The organism is Streptomyces sp. NPDC060232 (genome assembly GCF_042726555.1).
GTDB lineage: Bacteria > Actinomycetota > Actinomycetes > Streptomycetales > Streptomycetaceae > Streptomyces.
Genome location: NZ_JBHXAG010000013.1, coordinates 85,246 through 100,090 on the forward strand (window position 1 = coordinate 85,246; position 14,845 = coordinate 100,090).

At 73.0% G+C, this 14,845-nt stretch carries 16 protein-coding genes; 5 read left to right on the forward strand and 11 right to left on the reverse strand.

All coding sequences use genetic code 11. The features are described from left to right. Nucleotides 1-127: 127 nt before the first annotated feature. On the reverse strand, nt 128-1,018 hold the full coding sequence (locus tag ACFWFZ_RS20170; RefSeq protein ID WP_387124119.1) for a DMT family transporter: 891 nt from the start codon (nt 1,016-1,018) through the stop codon (nt 128-130). Then, on the reverse strand, nt 1,015-1,926 hold the full coding sequence (locus ACFWFZ_RS20175; RefSeq protein ID WP_387124121.1) for a phosphatase PAP2 family protein: 912 nt from the start codon (nt 1,924-1,926) through the stop codon (nt 1,015-1,017). The genes ACFWFZ_RS20170 and ACFWFZ_RS20175 overlap by 4 nt, the downstream gene beginning before the upstream one ends. Before the next feature lie 152 nt (nt 1,927-2,078). On the opposite strand from ACFWFZ_RS20175, the gene ACFWFZ_RS20180 reads away from it, so the two are divergent. After that, complete coding sequence (locus ACFWFZ_RS20180) at nt 2,079-2,711, forward strand: TetR/AcrR family transcriptional regulator (protein WP_387124123.1); 633 nt, start codon at nt 2,079-2,081, stop codon at nt 2,709-2,711. Nucleotides 2,712-2,862: 151 nt separating this feature from the next. Here the strand turns inward: ACFWFZ_RS20180 and ACFWFZ_RS20185 are convergent, their stop codons facing one another. Together ACFWFZ_RS20185 and ACFWFZ_RS20190 are read right to left on the reverse strand one after the other, a co-directional pair. Then, on the reverse strand, nt 2,863-3,414 hold the full coding sequence (locus tag ACFWFZ_RS20185; RefSeq protein ID WP_387124125.1) for a TerD family protein: 552 nt from the start codon (nt 3,412-3,414) through the stop codon (nt 2,863-2,865). 123 nt (nt 3,415-3,537) lie between these two features. Next, on the reverse strand, nt 3,538-4,659 hold the full coding sequence (locus ACFWFZ_RS20190) for a hypothetical protein (RefSeq protein ID WP_387124127.1): 1,122 nt from the start codon (nt 4,657-4,659) through the stop codon (nt 3,538-3,540). 217 nt (nt 4,660-4,876) lie between these two features. Between ACFWFZ_RS20190 and ACFWFZ_RS20195 the strand changes: the two genes are divergently transcribed. Next, nucleotides 4,877-5,689 carry a glutamate ABC transporter substrate-binding protein gene (locus ACFWFZ_RS20195; RefSeq protein WP_387124128.1) on the forward strand — a complete coding sequence of 271 codons (813 nt, stop codon included), beginning with the start codon at nt 4,877-4,879 and terminating at the stop codon, nt 5,687-5,689. Nucleotides 5,690-5,780: 91 nt separating this feature from the next. Here ACFWFZ_RS20195 and ACFWFZ_RS20200 read toward each other — a convergent pair whose 3' ends face one another. Then, entirely contained in the window at nt 5,781-6,347 is a 567-nt protein-coding gene (locus ACFWFZ_RS20200; RefSeq protein ID WP_387124130.1) for a DJ-1/PfpI family protein, read from the reverse strand. Nucleotides 6,348-6,575: 228 nt separating this feature from the next. Between ACFWFZ_RS20200 and ACFWFZ_RS20205 the strand changes: the two genes are divergently transcribed. Then, nucleotides 6,576-7,409 carry an endonuclease I family protein gene (locus ACFWFZ_RS20205; protein ID WP_387124132.1) on the forward strand — a complete coding sequence of 278 codons (834 nt, stop codon included), beginning with the start codon at nt 6,576-6,578 and terminating at the stop codon, nt 7,407-7,409. Nucleotides 7,410-7,523: 114 nt separating this feature from the next. Next, nucleotides 7,524-7,829 carry a DUF3040 domain-containing protein gene (locus ACFWFZ_RS20210; protein ID WP_387124134.1) on the forward strand — a complete coding sequence of 102 codons (306 nt, stop codon included), beginning with the start codon at nt 7,524-7,526 and terminating at the stop codon, nt 7,827-7,829. Between the two features lie 108 nt (nt 7,830-7,937). On the opposite strand, the gene ACFWFZ_RS20215 is transcribed toward ACFWFZ_RS20210, so the two are convergent. Together ACFWFZ_RS20215 and ACFWFZ_RS20220 are read right to left on the reverse strand one after the other, a co-directional pair. Then, the gene (locus ACFWFZ_RS20215; RefSeq protein ID WP_387124135.1) at nt 7,938-9,560 is read right to left on the reverse strand and encodes a glycoside hydrolase family 20 protein; all 1,623 of its coding nucleotides are present in this window, start codon (nt 9,558-9,560) and stop codon (nt 7,938-7,940) included. Nucleotides 9,561-9,619: 59 nt separating this feature from the next. Next, the gene (locus tag ACFWFZ_RS20220) at nt 9,620-10,831 is read right to left on the reverse strand and encodes an MFS transporter (protein ID WP_387124137.1); all 1,212 of its coding nucleotides are present in this window, start codon (nt 10,829-10,831) and stop codon (nt 9,620-9,622) included. Nucleotides 10,832-11,058: 227 nt separating this feature from the next. On the opposite strand from ACFWFZ_RS20220, the gene ACFWFZ_RS20225 reads away from it, so the two are divergent. Continuing rightward, entirely contained in the window at nt 11,059-11,514 is a 456-nt protein-coding gene (locus ACFWFZ_RS20225) for a MarR family winged helix-turn-helix transcriptional regulator (RefSeq protein ID WP_387124139.1), read from the forward strand. Between the two features lie 8 nt (nt 11,515-11,522). Here the strand turns inward: ACFWFZ_RS20225 and ACFWFZ_RS20230 are convergent, their stop codons facing one another. From ACFWFZ_RS20230 to ACFWFZ_RS20245, 4 genes are all read right to left on the reverse strand, one after another. After that, the gene (locus ACFWFZ_RS20230) at nt 11,523-12,980 is read right to left on the reverse strand and encodes an NF041680 family putative transposase (protein WP_387124141.1); all 1,458 of its coding nucleotides are present in this window, start codon (nt 12,978-12,980) and stop codon (nt 11,523-11,525) included. Between the two features lie 203 nt (nt 12,981-13,183). Continuing rightward, nucleotides 13,184-13,702, reverse strand: a complete 519-nt coding sequence (locus ACFWFZ_RS20235) for a hypothetical protein (RefSeq protein ID WP_387124143.1) — start codon at nt 13,700-13,702, stop codon at nt 13,184-13,186. After that, nucleotides 13,699-14,364 (reverse strand): RNA polymerase sigma factor, encoded by a 666-nt coding sequence (locus ACFWFZ_RS20240; protein ID WP_387124145.1) that lies wholly within the window; start codon nt 14,362-14,364, stop codon nt 13,699-13,701. Before ACFWFZ_RS20240 ends, ACFWFZ_RS20235 begins: the two co-directional genes overlap by 4 nt. An 8-nt stretch (nt 14,365-14,372) precedes the next feature. Next, entirely contained in the window at nt 14,373-14,819 is a 447-nt protein-coding gene (locus tag ACFWFZ_RS20245; RefSeq protein WP_387124147.1) for an LPXTG cell wall anchor domain-containing protein, read from the reverse strand. Between the last annotated feature and the right edge of the window lie 26 nt (nt 14,820-14,845).

The following is a 14,845-nucleotide window of genomic DNA, read 5'->3' on the forward strand; positions in this document are numbered from 1 at the left end:
GCGGCTGCCGGGAGCGGGCGGCCCGGACGGACAACGGCCGGAACCCGACGGGCCCGGCCATGACCCCAGGCCTCCCGGCCTCCCGGCCTCCCGACGTCCCGGCGTCGCGGCCTCCCGGCGTCCCCGATCAGACGGGCACCCGGCCCCCGGGCACGGCCAGTTCGGCCGCGCCGACCGGCGCCCGGGTCGCCGGGGTGCCGGCCGGCGCCCGGGTCAGCAGGACCACTCCGCGCGCGGCCGCGAGCGCTCCGGCCGCCGCCAGCAGCAGCCCCGCCGGCCCGCCCTGGAGGCGTTCGCCGAGCAGGACCGCGCCGATGGCGGCCGCGGCGAGGGGGTTGGCCAGGTTCACCACGGCGAGCGGGGCACCGAGCCCGCCGCCCCGGTAGGCCCGCTGCGACAGGAGCATCCCGCCGACCGCGAACACGACGACGAGCAGGGCCACGGAGACGACCCGGACGCTGAAGAGGGATCCGCCGCGGCCGCCGGCGACGGCCACGGTCTGGGTCAGGGCGGAGGCCACCGCGGAGGCCAGTCCGGAGGCGGTGGCGTGGCGCAGCCCCGAGCCCGGGTCCTTCGCCGCGGTCAGGAGCAGGATCACGGCGATGGTGGCTCCGCAGACGCCCAGGGCCTCGACCAGCGTGAGGGTGTCGTCGGGAGCCGGCCCGGAGGCCGGGAGCAGCAGCAGGCCGAGCCCGGCGACGGTGGCGAGGGTGCCACGCCATTCGGTGGCCGCCACGCGGCGGCCGGCCCGGCGCGCGCCCATCGGGACGGCGGCCACCAGGGTGAGCGCGCCGAGCGGCTGTACCAGCGTGAGGGGCCCGTACCGCAGGGCCGCGGCGTGCAGCAGGGCGGCGGCCGCGTTCAGTCCGGCCGACCACCACCAGACGCCGGAGCCCAGCAGCGCCCGGGCGCTGCGCGCCACGCCGGCGCGGGCGAGCCGCTCCTGGGCGACGGCGCCGGCCGCGTAGGCCACGGCCGAGGCGAGGCACAGCCCGACGGCGAGGGCGGTGTCGTTCACGTGCCCGCTCCCACGGTTTCGGCGGTGCTCTTCTGGTGCGGCAGTCCGTGTACGGCGCCTTCCGCCCCGCTGTCGGTCTGCGGCACGACGGGGTCGGCGGCCTTCGACGCGTCCGAGCCTGCGCCTGCGCCGGTGCCGGTGTCCGCCGGTTCGGTGTCCGGTTCGCCCGCGCGCGGCCGCGGGACCAGGAGCAGGGCGATCCCGAGGAGGACGGCGGCGACGATCGCGTCGAGCCAGTAGTGGTTGGCGGTGCCGACTATCACGAGGAGGGTCGCCAGCGGGTGCAGCAGCCACAGCCGGCTCCACTGCGGCCGCTTCCCGCCACGGGTCGCGGCGATCATGCCGATCGCGACCATCAGCGCCCACCCGAAGTGCAGTGAGGGCATCGCGGCGAACTGGTTGGCCAGCGTGTCGGCGTCCGGAGCGGCCCGGTAGACGGTGGGGCCGTAGACCTGACCGGTGTCGACGAGGCGGGCGGCGGGGAGCATCCGCGGGGGCGCGAGGGGGTAGGCGAGGTGCAGGACGAGCGCGGCTGCGGTGAGCACGGCGAGCACCCGGCGGGTCCACAGGTAGTGCGCGGGGCGTCGGACGTAGAGCCAGATCAGGAAGAGCGCGGTGGCGGGGAAGTGGACGGCCGCGTAGTACGTGTTCGCGGTGGTGACGAGGGCGTCCCCGTGCAGCAGCAGCCGCTGTAGCGCGCCCTCGCCGGGCAGGCGCAGGGCGCGCTCGGCGTCCCAGATCCGGTCCGCGTTGCGGAAGGCCTCGCCGGTGCGGTCGGTCGAGAGCAGCCGGCCCGCCTTGTAGAAGGTGAAGAATCCCGCGACGAGCAGCAGCTCGCGTATGAGGCGTCGGCGAGCGGCTCTCGGTCCGGCTGCCGGCGGCCCGGCAGTCGTGGTGTGGGCGGTCATCCCCCGGTCTCTCCTCCTGTTGCGCGCACAGCGACACGCCAGTGTATCGATACATTGGCGTATCGATACGCGGGTGTACCGATACGATCGCGTTCCGGTACGCTTCGTAGCGGAACCCTTAGTCGAGGCGCCCCCGAGGAGAGCCGCAACCCATGACGTCGACGCCGATCCCCGCGCGCCGCTCCAAGATCACCCCGGAGCGGGAGCAGGAGTTCTACGACGCCGTGCTGGAGCAGTTGCGCGAGCACGGCTACGAGGCGCTGACGATGGAGGGCGTCGCCGCCCGGGCCAGCTGCGGCAAGTCCACGCTCTACCGGCAGTGGAAGACCAAGCCCCAGCTGGTCGCCGCCGCCCTGCGCTCCGCCCGCCGGGGCACCCTCGCCGCGGTGGACACCGGGACCCTGGCGGGCGACCTGCGCGAGGCGGCCCGGATCGCGGCCGGCACCTCCGGGCGGGACACCCGGCTGACGCAGGCCCTCGGGCACGCCGTGCTCAGTGACGAGGCTCTCCAGGCCGCCCTGCGCGAGGCGCTGGTCGAACCCGAACTGGCCGCCTTCGACGCGATGGTGGGGCGTGCCGTGGAGCGCGGCGAGATCGCCGCTGACCATCCCGCCGTGGAGTTCCTGCCGGCCCAGCTGATGGGCGTGCTGCGCATCCGGCCGGTGCTGGAGGGGCGGTACGCGGACGCCGACTACCTGGTCCGGTTCGTGGAGGCGGTCATGCTCCCGGCCCTGGGCCTCGCGCCCGGCCGCCCCACCGGGCCGGTGGCCGGCCAGGCCCCCTGAACCGGTGGGCCGCCGTCCCGGTGACCGGACGGCGACCCGCCCGCGCTGCCTCGTGGGGACGGCGGCAGCGCGCCACCCGGACCGGGCGGCGGCCACTCACGCGAGTGGCCGCCGCCCGCTCTGAGCGGCTCCGCGGCGGTCTCCGCCGCATTCAGCGGATCCCGCCCATGGCCCGGGTGAACTCCTCCGGGTCGGTGTCGAAGCCCACCAGCCGCAGGTCGAACGACCAGGCACCCGAGGTGTCCCGGGTGAACTGGGCGACGGTGGCGGCGGTGGCGGCGGGCATGCCCGCGAAATCGCCCTGGGCGAGGTCGGTGTGCCCTTCCCTGATCCGGAAGCCCGTGCCGGCGACGTCGGCGAAGGTCTTCGCGCGGCCTTCGCCCCCGCCCGCTGCGGCGCCGGTGTCCTGGATCGCCACGCCGACCACCACACGGCCCAGCTCCGGTGCCATCCTGTGCAGTTCGAGCGTCATGACCTCGTCGAAGCCGAATCCCTGACCGGTGTGGCTGTCCCGGTTGAGGTTGATGGTCCCGTCCGGCGACCGGCTGCCGAAGTGCACGAGCTGGACGGGGTTCCCGTGCGGATCCGCGGCCGCGTACACCGCCGCGACCAGGTCGAGGTCGTTCGCGGGAGTGCCAGCCGGGCTGGGGTCCCACCGCAGCGCGACCTCCACCTTCACCAGTCCCTTGCGTACACCGGTCACCGAACTCCCCCTTCGTTTGCGGGTACTGCCCGCCCATGATCCCACGGGCGCCCCGTCGCGGCCCCAACGGCCGTACGTTCCCGGCCAGTCGGGGCCGCTCCGGTCGCGCCGCCGCCCCCGCGGCTACCAGTCGCCGTCCTGCACGGGTTTGCCCGGCCTGGGGGCGTTGCCGAGCGGCTTGACCTGGCCGGGGGCGGGCTCCACCCACGGGTCGTGGTCGTCGCCGAGCCACTCCCCCACCGGCTTGACCCCGCCCAGGGTGTCGGTCGGCGCCAGGTCGGCGGCCGATTCGTCGTAGTAGTCGAACCAGGGCAGTCCCGCCTTGGTGTAGGCGGCCCGGTCGACCGGCGAGGGCGGCGCCTCCTCCCCGGTGATCGCACGCCACGCGGGCGGGGGCACCAGGTGTACGAAGACCCGAGCGGCCGGCTCCTCGGCCCAGTCGGAGAGCGGGCGCTCGTCCCGGTAGACCTCCTGGCGCATGCTGCCGCCGACGCCGAGTCCCATCACGGGGGCGGCGGGCGGACCCGGCCTGCCGCCGCGAGCCGCCGACCGCGGCGCCGGGGCGCCGGCCGGCGCGGGCGGGGCCATCATCGGTGCGGGGACCGGGCCGCCGAAGCCGCCCGCGCCCATGGGGGCCTGCGCGGGCGCAGCTCCGCAGAGCCCCTGGCTCCCGGGCGGCGGCGGGGGCGGTGTCGGTCGCGCCCGCTCGGCCCGGCGCCACTGCGCCAGCGCCTCGCCGCCCAGCTCGAACGCCTGGAGTTGCACGCCGCCGGTGGTCTCCTCCCCGGTGACCTGCCCCTCGACCGTCGCGCCGAGCCCCAGCGGCACGGCGACGAACTGGCGCACCGTCCCGTCCCCGGAGTTGATGCCGTCCAGCCAGGGCTGGCGGGGCAGCACCACGTAGTTCTGCGGGGTGCGCGCCAGCCTGCCGCTCCAGCGCTCGCCGGAGACGGCGCACACCTTGCCGACGCCGACCTGGAGCGCCGCGGGGGTCCGGGTCCCGCCGAAGCTCAGCCACATCGCCTCGCGCAGGTACACGGGCAGCATCACGCCGCCCTTCGCCAGCCACTCCGGCGGCACCGTGTCGGGATGGTCCTCGACCCGGCGCAGGGGGAATTCCCCCAGCCCCGGCGGCAGCGCGTGCGTTCCGGATTCGGGCAGGCGCAGGGTCCGTATGAAGCGGATCTGCACCCCTTCTCCCAAAAGCAGCGCATTTCCGTCCACCCGTACCGAACCTGTTCCCACACCCACCCCTTTCTGCTGGTGAGACCCGGTTTCACCGAAGAGATTACGGTCGAGCCGGATCGTTATCCTCAAGTTTCGCTCAAATGTAGTGACGCTAAGGCCGCCCTCTTCCTAGCTTCCTCGTACACGTGTCTCGACGTGTCGTACGTCCCCGCGGTTCCACACGCCCGGCGATCCCGGTGACGCGTCCCGCGTTCCCCCAGGAAAGAGTGCAAGCATGAAGGTTCCCCAGGCCGGCGCGGTCGCCGCAGTGATCGCCCTCGCCCTGACCGCCTCCGGGTGCGGTGGTGGAGAAGAGGACAAGGGGACCCTGCCCATCGGCATCAAGTTCGACCAGCCGGGCATCGGTATGCGGGAGACCGGCGGAACCTTCACCGGTTTCGACGTGGATGTCGCCACCTACGTGGCCAAGGAGCTCGGTTACAAGCCGGACCAGATCGAGTTCAAGCAGGTCCTCAGCAACGACCGCGAACTGCTGCTGCAGTACAACGAGGTCGAATTCGTCGTCGCGAGCTACTCGATCAACGAGAAGCGCAAGGAGAAGGTCGACTTCGCGGGGCCGTATTTCGTGGCCCACCAGGACCTGCTGACCCGCGCCGACGACAACTCCATCACCAAGGCCGAGGACCTCAATTCGAAGACGATGTGCTCGGTGACGGGTTCCACCTCCGCCGAGAACCTCAAGAAGAACCTCGCCCCCAAGGCGGCCCTGCTGGAGCTCGGCGGCTACTCGGACTGCATCGTCGCCCTTCAGGAGGGCCGCGTCGACGCGTTGACCACGGACAACTCCATCCTGGCCGGGTACGCCGCCCGCAAGGGCAACGAGGGCAAGTTCAAGCTGACGGGCCAGAGCCTCAGCAACGAGAACTACGGCATCGGGGTCAAGAAGGGCGAGAAGGAACTCCAGCGCAAGATCAACGACGCGCTGAAGAAGATGGTCCAGGACGGCTCCTGGGAAGCCGCCGTGAAGAAGAACTTCGGCTCGAACTACAAGTACGAGCCGGCTCCGGCGATCACCACGGGCAGCTGACGCCCGTCGCACGCGTGGCGGTGGCCCTGCACCAGGGTCACCGCCACCCGTACGTTCGACGCTCCGCGCGGGGCCGGGACGGCCGCGCCGGTCAGACCACCGGGGCCTTGCCGCGCAGCACGGTCAGGAACTCCCGCATCCAGCGCGAGTGGTCGGGCCACGCCCTCGCCGATACCAGGGTGCCGTCGACCACCGTCTCGGAGTCCTCGAAATCCGCCCCCGCGGCCTTCATGTCCAGCTCCAGCGCCGGGTACGCGGTCACCCGGCGGCCGGTCAGGCCCCCGGCGGCGGCGGTGATGAGCGGGCCGTGGCAGATCTGCGCGATCGGCTTGTCGGCTTCCGCGAAGGCCGCCAGGATCCGCCGCACCTCGGGGTCGTTGCGCAGGTACTCGGGCGCCCGGCCGCCTGGGACGACCAGGGCCGCGTAGTCCTCCGTCACCACGTCCGTGAAAGACAGGTCGGCCGGCCAGGTGTAACCGGGCTTCTCGGTGTAGGTGTCGAAACCGTCCTCGAAGTCGTGGACCACGAAGCGCAGTTTCTTCACCTGCGGGGCCGCGATGTGGACCTCGTACCCCTCCTCGCGCAGACGCTGGTACGGATACAGCACCTCCAGCGACTCGGCCGCGTCACCGGTCACGATGAGGATCTTCACTGCCATGGGCTGCTCCAGACGAGGCTGTGGACAAGGGCGTTCACGGTCGGGCGGCCCCGTCGGGGCCATCGCTACCCTGCCCGCGGCGATCGGGGCGCACACTCCGGTTTCCACGTCCCCGACACATGTTTTTTGCCTGATGGGCACATGACAATGCAATCCTCGCTCTGCCACCTGATCCCCCGCCAATTCCCCGGGCGGGGACGGTGCGTACGGAGAGGTACCCCCCACCCGATGAGAATCTCGCGCCTGACCCCGTGGGCGGCCGGCCTCGCCGCCGTCGCCCTGGTCGCCGTACCGGCGGCCGCGTCCGCAGGCCAGCAGGGCACGGCAGCGCCCCGGACCCCCGCAGCCGCCCCCGCCGCGGCCGCTTCGTACACCTCCTACGACTCGTACTACGCGCCCGCCGAGGGCAAGACCGGTGCCGCCCTCAAGGCTGCCCTGCACGACATCGTCAAGACACAGTCCAAGGTCACCTACGACGGGGTGTGGAACGCCCTGAAGGCGACCGACCAGGACCCGGCGAACCCGAACAACGTCATCCTCCTCTACTCCGGCCGCTCGCAGTCCAAGTCGACGAACGGCGGCGGCGCCAACGACTGGAACCGCGAGCACGTCTGGGCCAAGAGCCACGGCGGCTTCGGCACGGCCACCGGCCCGGGCACCGACCTGCACCACCTGCGGCCCGAGGACGTCACCGTCAACAGCACCCGCGGCAACAAGGACTTCGACCAGGGCGGCAGCCCCGTCGGCGAGGCACCGGGCAGCCTGACCGACGCCGACTCCTTCGAGCCCCGCGACGCGGTCAAGGGCGACGTGGCCCGCATGCTGCTCTACATGGCCGTCCGCTACGACGGCGGGGACGGCTTCGCGAACCTGGAGATGAACGACCAGGTCAACAACGGCTCCGCCCCGCTCTTCGGCCGGATCAGCCTGCTGAAGCAGTGGAACCGGATGGATCCGCCGGACGCCTTCGAGCAGCGCCGCAACCAGGTCATATTCGACGTGTACCAGCACAACCGCAACCCGTTCATCGACCACCCGGAGTGGGTCGACTCCATCTGGTGACATCGCTCGGCGGCGTCCTCGGCCTCCGGGGGTTGACGCGCGTCAGGCCGGGTATGCGCAGCTCACAGGCTGCGGTCCGCGCCCGGCGGCGGCAGCCCGCGGAGGTGCGTCGTGATGGACGGAGCCGGCCTCTCCGATCGGGAGCAGCGCGCACTCTCCGCGATCGAGGCAGAACTCAAGGGTGACCGCGCCCTCGACCGGATGCTGCGGTCGGGGCGCCGGCGGCGCCGCGCCGCTTGGGCCGGGGTGTGGGCCGCGGTGACGGCGGCGTTGTTCGTGGCGGCTTCGGTGACCGTGTCCGAGGCACTGCTCTGGGGCTGCGCGGCGGCCTGGGCCCTGACGGTGGTGACGGCTCTGCCGCCGACCGTCGAACGGGTCCACCACCGCCGCAGACGGGTCCGGCCGCACGCGCAGGCGTGAGCGGACGGGCGGAGGCGGGCGCACGGGCTCGCGTAGGCGGGCGGACGCGGGCTCGCGCGGACGGGCCGGCCCCCGGGGCAGGCGGACGCGTGCCCCGGGCCGGCCCGCTCAGAGCCGGCCGGCGAGGGCTTGAAAGTCGGACCAGGGCAGCTGCGGCGTCCGCGCGTCCCACACCTTCTGCGACAGCGCTGCCAGCGGCAGCTGTATGCCCGCCGCCACCTGGTCCTGGGTCTGCGCGCCGGACAGGTCCGCCCAGACGGCGAGGCGCCCGCCGAGGATCTGGCCGTCGTAGGAGGCCGGGACGGGGGCGGTGCCGCGCAGGACCAGCGGGGTCCACTGTTCGTAGATCCGCCGGCCGGTGGGGTAGGTGAACTGGTTCGGCTCGCCGAGCACGTAGTACAGGTACTCGTCGTTGAGGTTCACCAGCTTGCGACCCTCGCGCAGGTACTCCAGCGGCGGGCGGGCGCCGATCTCCTTGCCGGTCCAGTACTCGACCTGGATGTCCTTGGCGGCACTGGCCACCCCGCCGGCGAAGAAGCCGTCGTTCCACGCCTTGAGCGCCTTGCCCGACGGGCGGACCACGTCGGCGCGGTCGTTCAGCCATCCCGTGGCGAGGTCCTGCACACGGGCCGAGGGACCGTAGCGCTGCTGCGCCGCGCGTGCGAGCTGGGGGAAGGAGGCCTGCGGGTCCCGGACGACCAGTGCCTGGTACTCGTCGGCGCCGAGGTGCCAGGCACCGCCGGGGAAGAGCGGCCGGTACTCGCGCAGCAGGTCGTCGATGAGCTTGGCCGAGGCCGGGTTGGATATGTCCACCGCTCCCTTGACGGCCTTGCCGCCCACGTCGCGCAGTTGCAGGTCGGGATGGGCCCGCAGCACCGCGCCGAGGTGGCCGGGCGAGTCGATCTCCGGGACCACCGTGATGTGCAGCCGGGAGGCGAGCGCGGTGATGTCGCGGACCTGTGCCTTGGTGAGGTGCGGGGTGGAGACGATCTCGGGGTGGCTGTCGGACTGGATCCGGAAGGCCTGGTCGTCGGAGAAGTGCAGGCCGAGCTGGTTGAGCTTGAGGTCGGCCATCTCACGCAGCCGGCCCTTGATCCAGTCGGGGGTGAAGTGCTTGCGCGCTATGTCGAGGTTGAGGCCGCGCTGGGGTTTGGCCGGGCCGTCCCGCACCGTGCCCTCGGGCGCCGCACCGGCGGCGCGCACGGCCTGCTTGAGGGTGCGGGTGCCGTAGAAGACCCCGGCTTCGTCTGGTCCGTCGACGCGTACGCGGCCGTCCTTGACGGTGAGGGTGTACGACTCGGGCTTGCCCGAGCCCTCCATCGAGAGCTCCACGTCGCCGGCGCGCGGCGCCGCCGACTCGCCGTACGCGAGGCCCAGTTCGCCGGCGAGCAGCCGGGCCTCGTCGGCGAGCGCGGCCGTGTCGTCCTGCGCGACGACCACGCGGGCGCCGGGAGCGGGCTTCCAGCCGGGACCGCGGGCCGGCTCGTGTTCCCGTACGGCCGGTATGGTCCGCGGGGCGGTGGACAGGGCGTAGGTCGGGGACGGGGACGGCGGGGTGGGGGCGGCGGCCGGGATGGTCGTCGTACCGGCGGCGCCGGGGGCGGTGGGGCTGGGGGCGCGCCCCTCGTCGGAGGCTGCCGTGCACCCCGGGACGGCAAGCGCGACCAGCGCGGCGACACCTGCCGTCGCGATGGCGTGGACCCTCTCGTGCCTCTTCGTCTTCCGCATCATGTACCCGTGTCCCCCGTACCAAAGTGGCACGGGGGACACGGGCGCGCGACCCGGCGGGCTCAGACCAGGGCGTCGAGCGCCGCGGCCGCGACGACCCGGCCGCCGGCGCGGGCCGCGTGTGCGGCCGTACGGCGCTCCAGTGCCCCGGACACGAGGGCCAGCACCAGGGCGGAGGCGGCGAGTGCGGCGCCGACCCAGTTGGGCGCGGTCCAGCCGAGCCCGGCGGCGATCACGAGCCCGCCGAGCCAGGCGGCGAGGGCGTTGCCGAGGTTGAAGGCGCCGATGTTGACGGCGGAGGCCAGAGTGGGCGCTCCGGCGGCCTGGTCGAGGACCCGCTTCTGGAGCGGGGGCACGGTCGCGAAACCGAGGGCGCCGATCAGTACGACGGTGACGGCGGCGCCTGCCTTGGTGTGGGCGGTGAGGGTGAAGACGGCGAGGGTGACGGCGAGGGCGCCCAGGGACACGTAGAGCATGGGCATGAGGGCGCGGTCGGCGTAGCGGCCGCCGATGAGGTTGCCGGCGACCATGCCGAGGCCGAAGAGGACGAGGAGCCAGGTGACGGAGGAGTCCGCGAAGCCGGCGACATTGGTCATCATCGGCGTGATGTAGGTGATCGCCGCGAAGACACCGCCGAAGCCGAGCACGGTCATGGCCATCGCGAGCAGCACCTGGACGTTGCGGAAGGCGGCGAGCTCGCGGCGGATGCGGACTCCGCCCTCGGGCCGGGGCAGGTCGGGCACCAGGCGGGCGATGCCGAGCAGGCCGGCGACGCCGAGCGCGGCGACGACCATGAAGGTGACGCGCCAGCCGACGGTCTGTCCGACGAGGGTGCCGAGCGGGACGCCGACGACGTTGGCCACGGTCAGCCCGGTGAACATCATGGCGATCGCGCCGGCCTTCTTCTCGGGGGCGACGAGTTCGGCGGCGACGACCGCGCCGATACCGAAGAACGCGCCGTGTGCGAGCGAGGCGACGACACGGCCGGTGAGCATGACGCCGAAGGCGGGGGCGAGGGCGGAGAGCAGGTTGCCGGCGATGAAGAGGCCCATGAGCAGCATCAGCATGCGCTTTCGGGGGATGCGGGTGCCGAGCACGGTCATGAGGGGGGCGCCCATGACGACGCCGAGGGCGTAGCCGGTGACCAGGAAGCCTGCCGTGGGGATCGAGACGCCGTAGTCGGAGGCGACCTCGGGGAGCAGACCCATGATCACGAACTCGGTGGTGCCGATCCCGAAGGCCCCGACGGCGAGGGCGAGAAGTGCGAGAGGCATGGGGAGGTGCCCTTCAGGGGGGTGGGGTGCGGATACGGGTGCGGCCTGCGCTCATCGATGCTGCCGACGCTTACGTGCGTCCACATTAATTGCAGACGCGGGTTAATTGCAAGCGCGGGCTATTGCAAGGCTGGCATATCCTGGGGTCACACGCCCGCGCGGCTGCGTCCACGCCGCGACGCGTCAACGGTTCGACGGTGTGAACGCCTTTCGATGGAGGAGAGCCCATGACGGCCACGGACAGTGCGCTGACCGCCCTCTCCCAGGGCTGGTGCGCCCTCTCGCTCCTGCACGGCCGGATCGAGGCGCACATCGAACGGGCCCTGCAGTCCGGCCACGGCCTCAGCGTCCGCGAGTACTCACTGCTCGACGTGCTCAGCCGCCAGCACGACGGGCCGGGCGGACACCTGCGCATGCACCAGGTCGCCGACTCGGTGGTACTCAGCCAGAGCGCGACGACCCGGCTGGTCAGCAGGCTGGAGGACCGCGGCCTGCTGAACCGCTACATCTGCGACACCGACCGCCGGGGCATCTACACCGACGTCAGCGAATCCGGCCTCGCGCTGCTGACCGCGGCCCGCCCCACCAACGACACCGCCCTCCGCGAGGCCTTGGACGAGGCCGCGGCCAATCCCGAGCTGGCGCCGCTGGTGGCGGCGGTGGAAAACCTCCGCAAGGTCTAGCTTGATCTTTAACGTGTGCGGCGGGGTCGTGGGGTGGTCGACTTCTTGTTTCCGGACGTGGCGGTGCCCGTTTTGCGGGCTGTGTGGACGTCATGTCGTGGGGTGGGCCGGGTGTTCCTTCGGCCTGGTGGTCGTCCGGGTCCGGGGCGGGTGGGTTTCGGTGCTCCGGCTGGGCAGGCGGCCTTCGGGCGAATGTGCCGAAAGTCGCGGCGGACACGTGCGGGCGTGAGCCTGTCCGCGGGAACGGGCCTCTCCCATGGACGGTGCCGGTCGGCTGCCAGTGGCCGGGCCAGTCGCAGTTGGGTGTAGGCGGCGAGGATCAGCCAGGTCCATCGGTCCGCCGCCTCGGGTGTGCGGATCTTCGGGCAGGTCCAGCCGAGGGTCTGCTTGAACAGGCGGAAGGTGTGCTCGATGTCGAAGCGTCGAAGGTATGCCTGCCAGAGCCGGTCCGTGTCCGCTGCGTCTGCGTCGGTGCCGGACCACCACAGCCAGACCGGCTTCGGGGTGGCTCCGCTGGGCAGGTGGTCGATGTCCAGGCGGATCACGGTCCCCTCGATGATCGGGAGGGTGGCGTCGGCTGCGGCCCAGGACGATCGGTGGGTCAGCTTGGGGTGGAGCCGGTCCCAGGACCGGGCGAGGGCGGTGCCGTAGAGGCGCGTATCGGTGACCGTGTGAGTGTCCGGGGTGCCCCAGGTGTCAGGCTGCCCGAAGACGAACTCGCCACCATGACGGGGAGGCCGGCCCCTGGTGTGCGGCTGCCGCGGCGGGGCCGGCCTGCGCAGGACGCGGTCCGAGCGCATCCGGGCCAGCACCTGCACCGGCAGGTCCTTCAGCAGAAAGGCGAGGCGGGGTGCGTCGTATCCGGCGTCCGCAACGACGAGGATGTCCGGGTCCCCGGTCTGCCACTGACCTGCGTTGATCAGCCGCTCGATCAGGTCGCGCAACTGTCGGGCGGTGACGGTTGCGGTGTCGTCGCCAGGTGTCAGACGCAGCGCGTCCAGCGGGGCGGTCCACGAGCTGCGGCCGGGTTCCAGTGCGCAGATGATCGAGTAGGGCCACCCGGGAACGGGGATGTGCTGGTCCTTGCCCCGGCCGTAGGCGTGACACAGGATCCGCTGTGGTGAGGTGTGGGCGTCCGGCCTCAGCCAGCAGGTGACGTCGACGGCCAGGACCAGCCGGCCGTCGGCGGCCCGGGGCAGCGGCACCGAGGCCAGGGCCCGCCGCATCCGCTCGGCGTCGACCCGGCCCTGGGCGAGCCCGGCGTAGAGCCCTCCGTGCCCGCGGCGGTGTTCGCCCACCAGCGACAGCTCGGCCAGCGATCTCACCGGCCCGTCCCCGCACAGAACCGCGTCCGCCAGCTCGAACAGAGCATCCGAACGGGCCGTGAGACAGGAGTAGAACTCGCCCCGGAAGCATGACAGTTCGGCCAACGGCTCATGCCGGGCATCGCGATGCTGCAGACTCATCCTCACGGCCTTCGTGCTGAACGTGTGTGTTCCTTGGTCGGAGCACATGATCCAGACGAAGGCCGTATCCGCGTACGGCGGTTACCGAACCGAGTGATCAAGTACGACGCACCGTTCGACGGCGCACGTTAAAGATCAAGCTAGGGTCTGTATCGAGTTGCCCCGCGGCGTCGCGGCGCAACTCGATACAGACCCTAGTGCCACTAGCGCTCGGGCGGCGGCGGGGACGAGGTGATCGCCGCGCGGGGTGTGACGGATGAGCCGTACGACGGCGTCACCGGTCCCGGGCGCTGCGGAGAGGCCTGCGACGACGGGCTCGCCGACCGGCCGGGGGTCGGGGCCCTGGACGGGGCCGACGGCGCGTCCCCGCTCGGCGTCGGGCTCGGCCGGCTCGGCGAGGGTGACGGCGGGGCGCCGGTGGACGGCCCCGGGGCCGGGACCTCCGGCGGAGTGGCGGGCAGCAGCGGCCCGGGCCCGGCGTCCGGGGCGAGGAGCAGATACCCGATCCCGGCGGCCGCGGCCGCCACGAGACCCGCGAGCGGCAGCGCGAACCGCCGCAGCCTCCCCACCGGCCGCCGGCCGGCCCGCGCGCCCGGCGGGCTCGCCGGGCGCAGCCGGCGCACGTCGACGCCGGCCGCGCGCGCGTCGAGCGCCTGGCGCAGCCTGCGCTCCACGGGGCGCTCGCCCGGGTGTTCGCCGAGGCGTTCGCCGTCAGGCGTCATATCCGTCCCTCCAGATTCCGTTCCAGCGCGTCCAGGCCGCGGCTCGCGTTGGACTTCACCGCTCCCCGGCTGATCCCCAGGGTGGTCGCGATCTCCGCCTCGCTGAGGTCGGCCCAGTACCGCAGGACGAGGACCTGCCGGCGGCGGGGCGTGAGCCGGGCGAGGGCGGCGAGCACCTCGCGGTGCGCCTCGTCCAGGACGACGTGGTCCTCGGCGGACGGCTCGTCGACGGTCGGCGGCGGGGTCCAGGCCCGTACGGTGCGCCTGCGGCGCAGGACCGAGCGCGCGGTGTTGACGACCGATGTGCGCAGGTAGCCGAGGGCGTTGTCGACGTCGGCGATCTGCTCACCGTGGCGCCGGTACAGGGCGGTGAAGGCGTCCTGGACCACGTCCTCGGCGGTGGCGAGGTCGTCGACGAGCAGCACCGCCAGCCGGACCATGCCCAGCCGGTGCGCGTGGTAGAGCGCGGTGACGGTGGGCGGTTCCGGGGCGCCGTCACCCGGGTGGTCCTGCGTGAGCGGGGGCTTGTACGCCCGACCGTACGACGCCGGGGCGACGCGCGGGGCGGTGGAGCGCTCCCGGCGCAGCAACGCCCACAGGCCCCGCCACGCCCGGCCGAAACCGGGCGTGAGGGGGCCGACGGATGGTGCGAGGTGGAGCACGGGGTTCCTCAGCTGTTCGCGCGGCGCCGCACGGCGTAGAGGGCTCCGGCGCCGGCGAGGATCAGACCGGTCGCCCCTGCCCCCACCGCGACGGTCGTCGCCGAGGAGCCAGTATGCGCGAGCTCGGCACCGTCGGGCGCCGCGGCGGGGTCCGAGGGGGAGGCGCTGGACCGGGCACCGGTCCCCGGCACGCTGGGGGCGGCACTGGGTGACGCGGTGTCGGTTTCCTTGCCGTTGCTCGGCGGGATGCTGATCGAGGGTGCGGGCGCGGGGCCGCCCTGGCTGGGCGAGGCGCTGGGCGAGGCGCCGGCCGGGACGCTGACCGAGGGGGAGGGCGTGGCCGAGCTGGCTCCGGCCGCGTAGGCCGGGCCGGCGAGGGCGACGGCCGTCCCCGCGGCGGCTGCGGCGACGGCCGTGCGGCGGACGGCCAGGGGGACACGCTTCAGGTTCTTCACGGTGGTTCTCCACGGTCGGGTCGGGG

Excerpts from the sequence above, each read along its gene's own strand:
- ACFWFZ_RS20175 (WP_387124121.1), bottom strand. The coding sequence starts at position 1,926 with ATGACCGCCCACACCACGACTGCCGGGCCGCCGGCAGCCGGACCGAGA.
- ACFWFZ_RS20180 (WP_387124123.1), top strand. The coding sequence starts at position 2,079 with ATGACGTCGACGCCGATCCCCGCGCGCCGCTCCAAGATCACCCCGGAG.
- ACFWFZ_RS20195 (WP_387124128.1), top strand. The coding sequence starts at position 4,877 with ATGAAGGTTCCCCAGGCCGGCGCGGTCGCCGCAGTGATCGCCCTCGCC.
- ACFWFZ_RS20200 (WP_387124130.1), bottom strand. The coding sequence starts at position 6,347 with ATGGCAGTGAAGATCCTCATCGTGACCGGTGACGCGGCCGAGTCGCTG.
- ACFWFZ_RS20205 (WP_387124132.1), top strand. The coding sequence starts at position 6,576 with ATGAGAATCTCGCGCCTGACCCCGTGGGCGGCCGGCCTCGCCGCCGTC.
- ACFWFZ_RS20210 (WP_387124134.1), top strand. The coding sequence starts at position 7,524 with ATGGACGGAGCCGGCCTCTCCGATCGGGAGCAGCGCGCACTCTCCGCG.
- ACFWFZ_RS20215 (WP_387124135.1), bottom strand. The coding sequence starts at position 9,560 with ATGATGCGGAAGACGAAGAGGCACGAGAGGGTCCACGCCATCGCGACG.
- ACFWFZ_RS20220 (WP_387124137.1), bottom strand. The coding sequence starts at position 10,831 with ATGCCTCTCGCACTTCTCGCCCTCGCCGTCGGGGCCTTCGGGATCGGC.
- ACFWFZ_RS20225 (WP_387124139.1), top strand. The coding sequence starts at position 11,059 with ATGACGGCCACGGACAGTGCGCTGACCGCCCTCTCCCAGGGCTGGTGC.
- ACFWFZ_RS20230 (WP_387124141.1), bottom strand. The coding sequence starts at position 12,980 with ATGAGTCTGCAGCATCGCGATGCCCGGCATGAGCCGTTGGCCGAACTG.
- ACFWFZ_RS20235 (WP_387124143.1), bottom strand. The coding sequence starts at position 13,702 with ATGACGCCTGACGGCGAACGCCTCGGCGAACACCCGGGCGAGCGCCCC.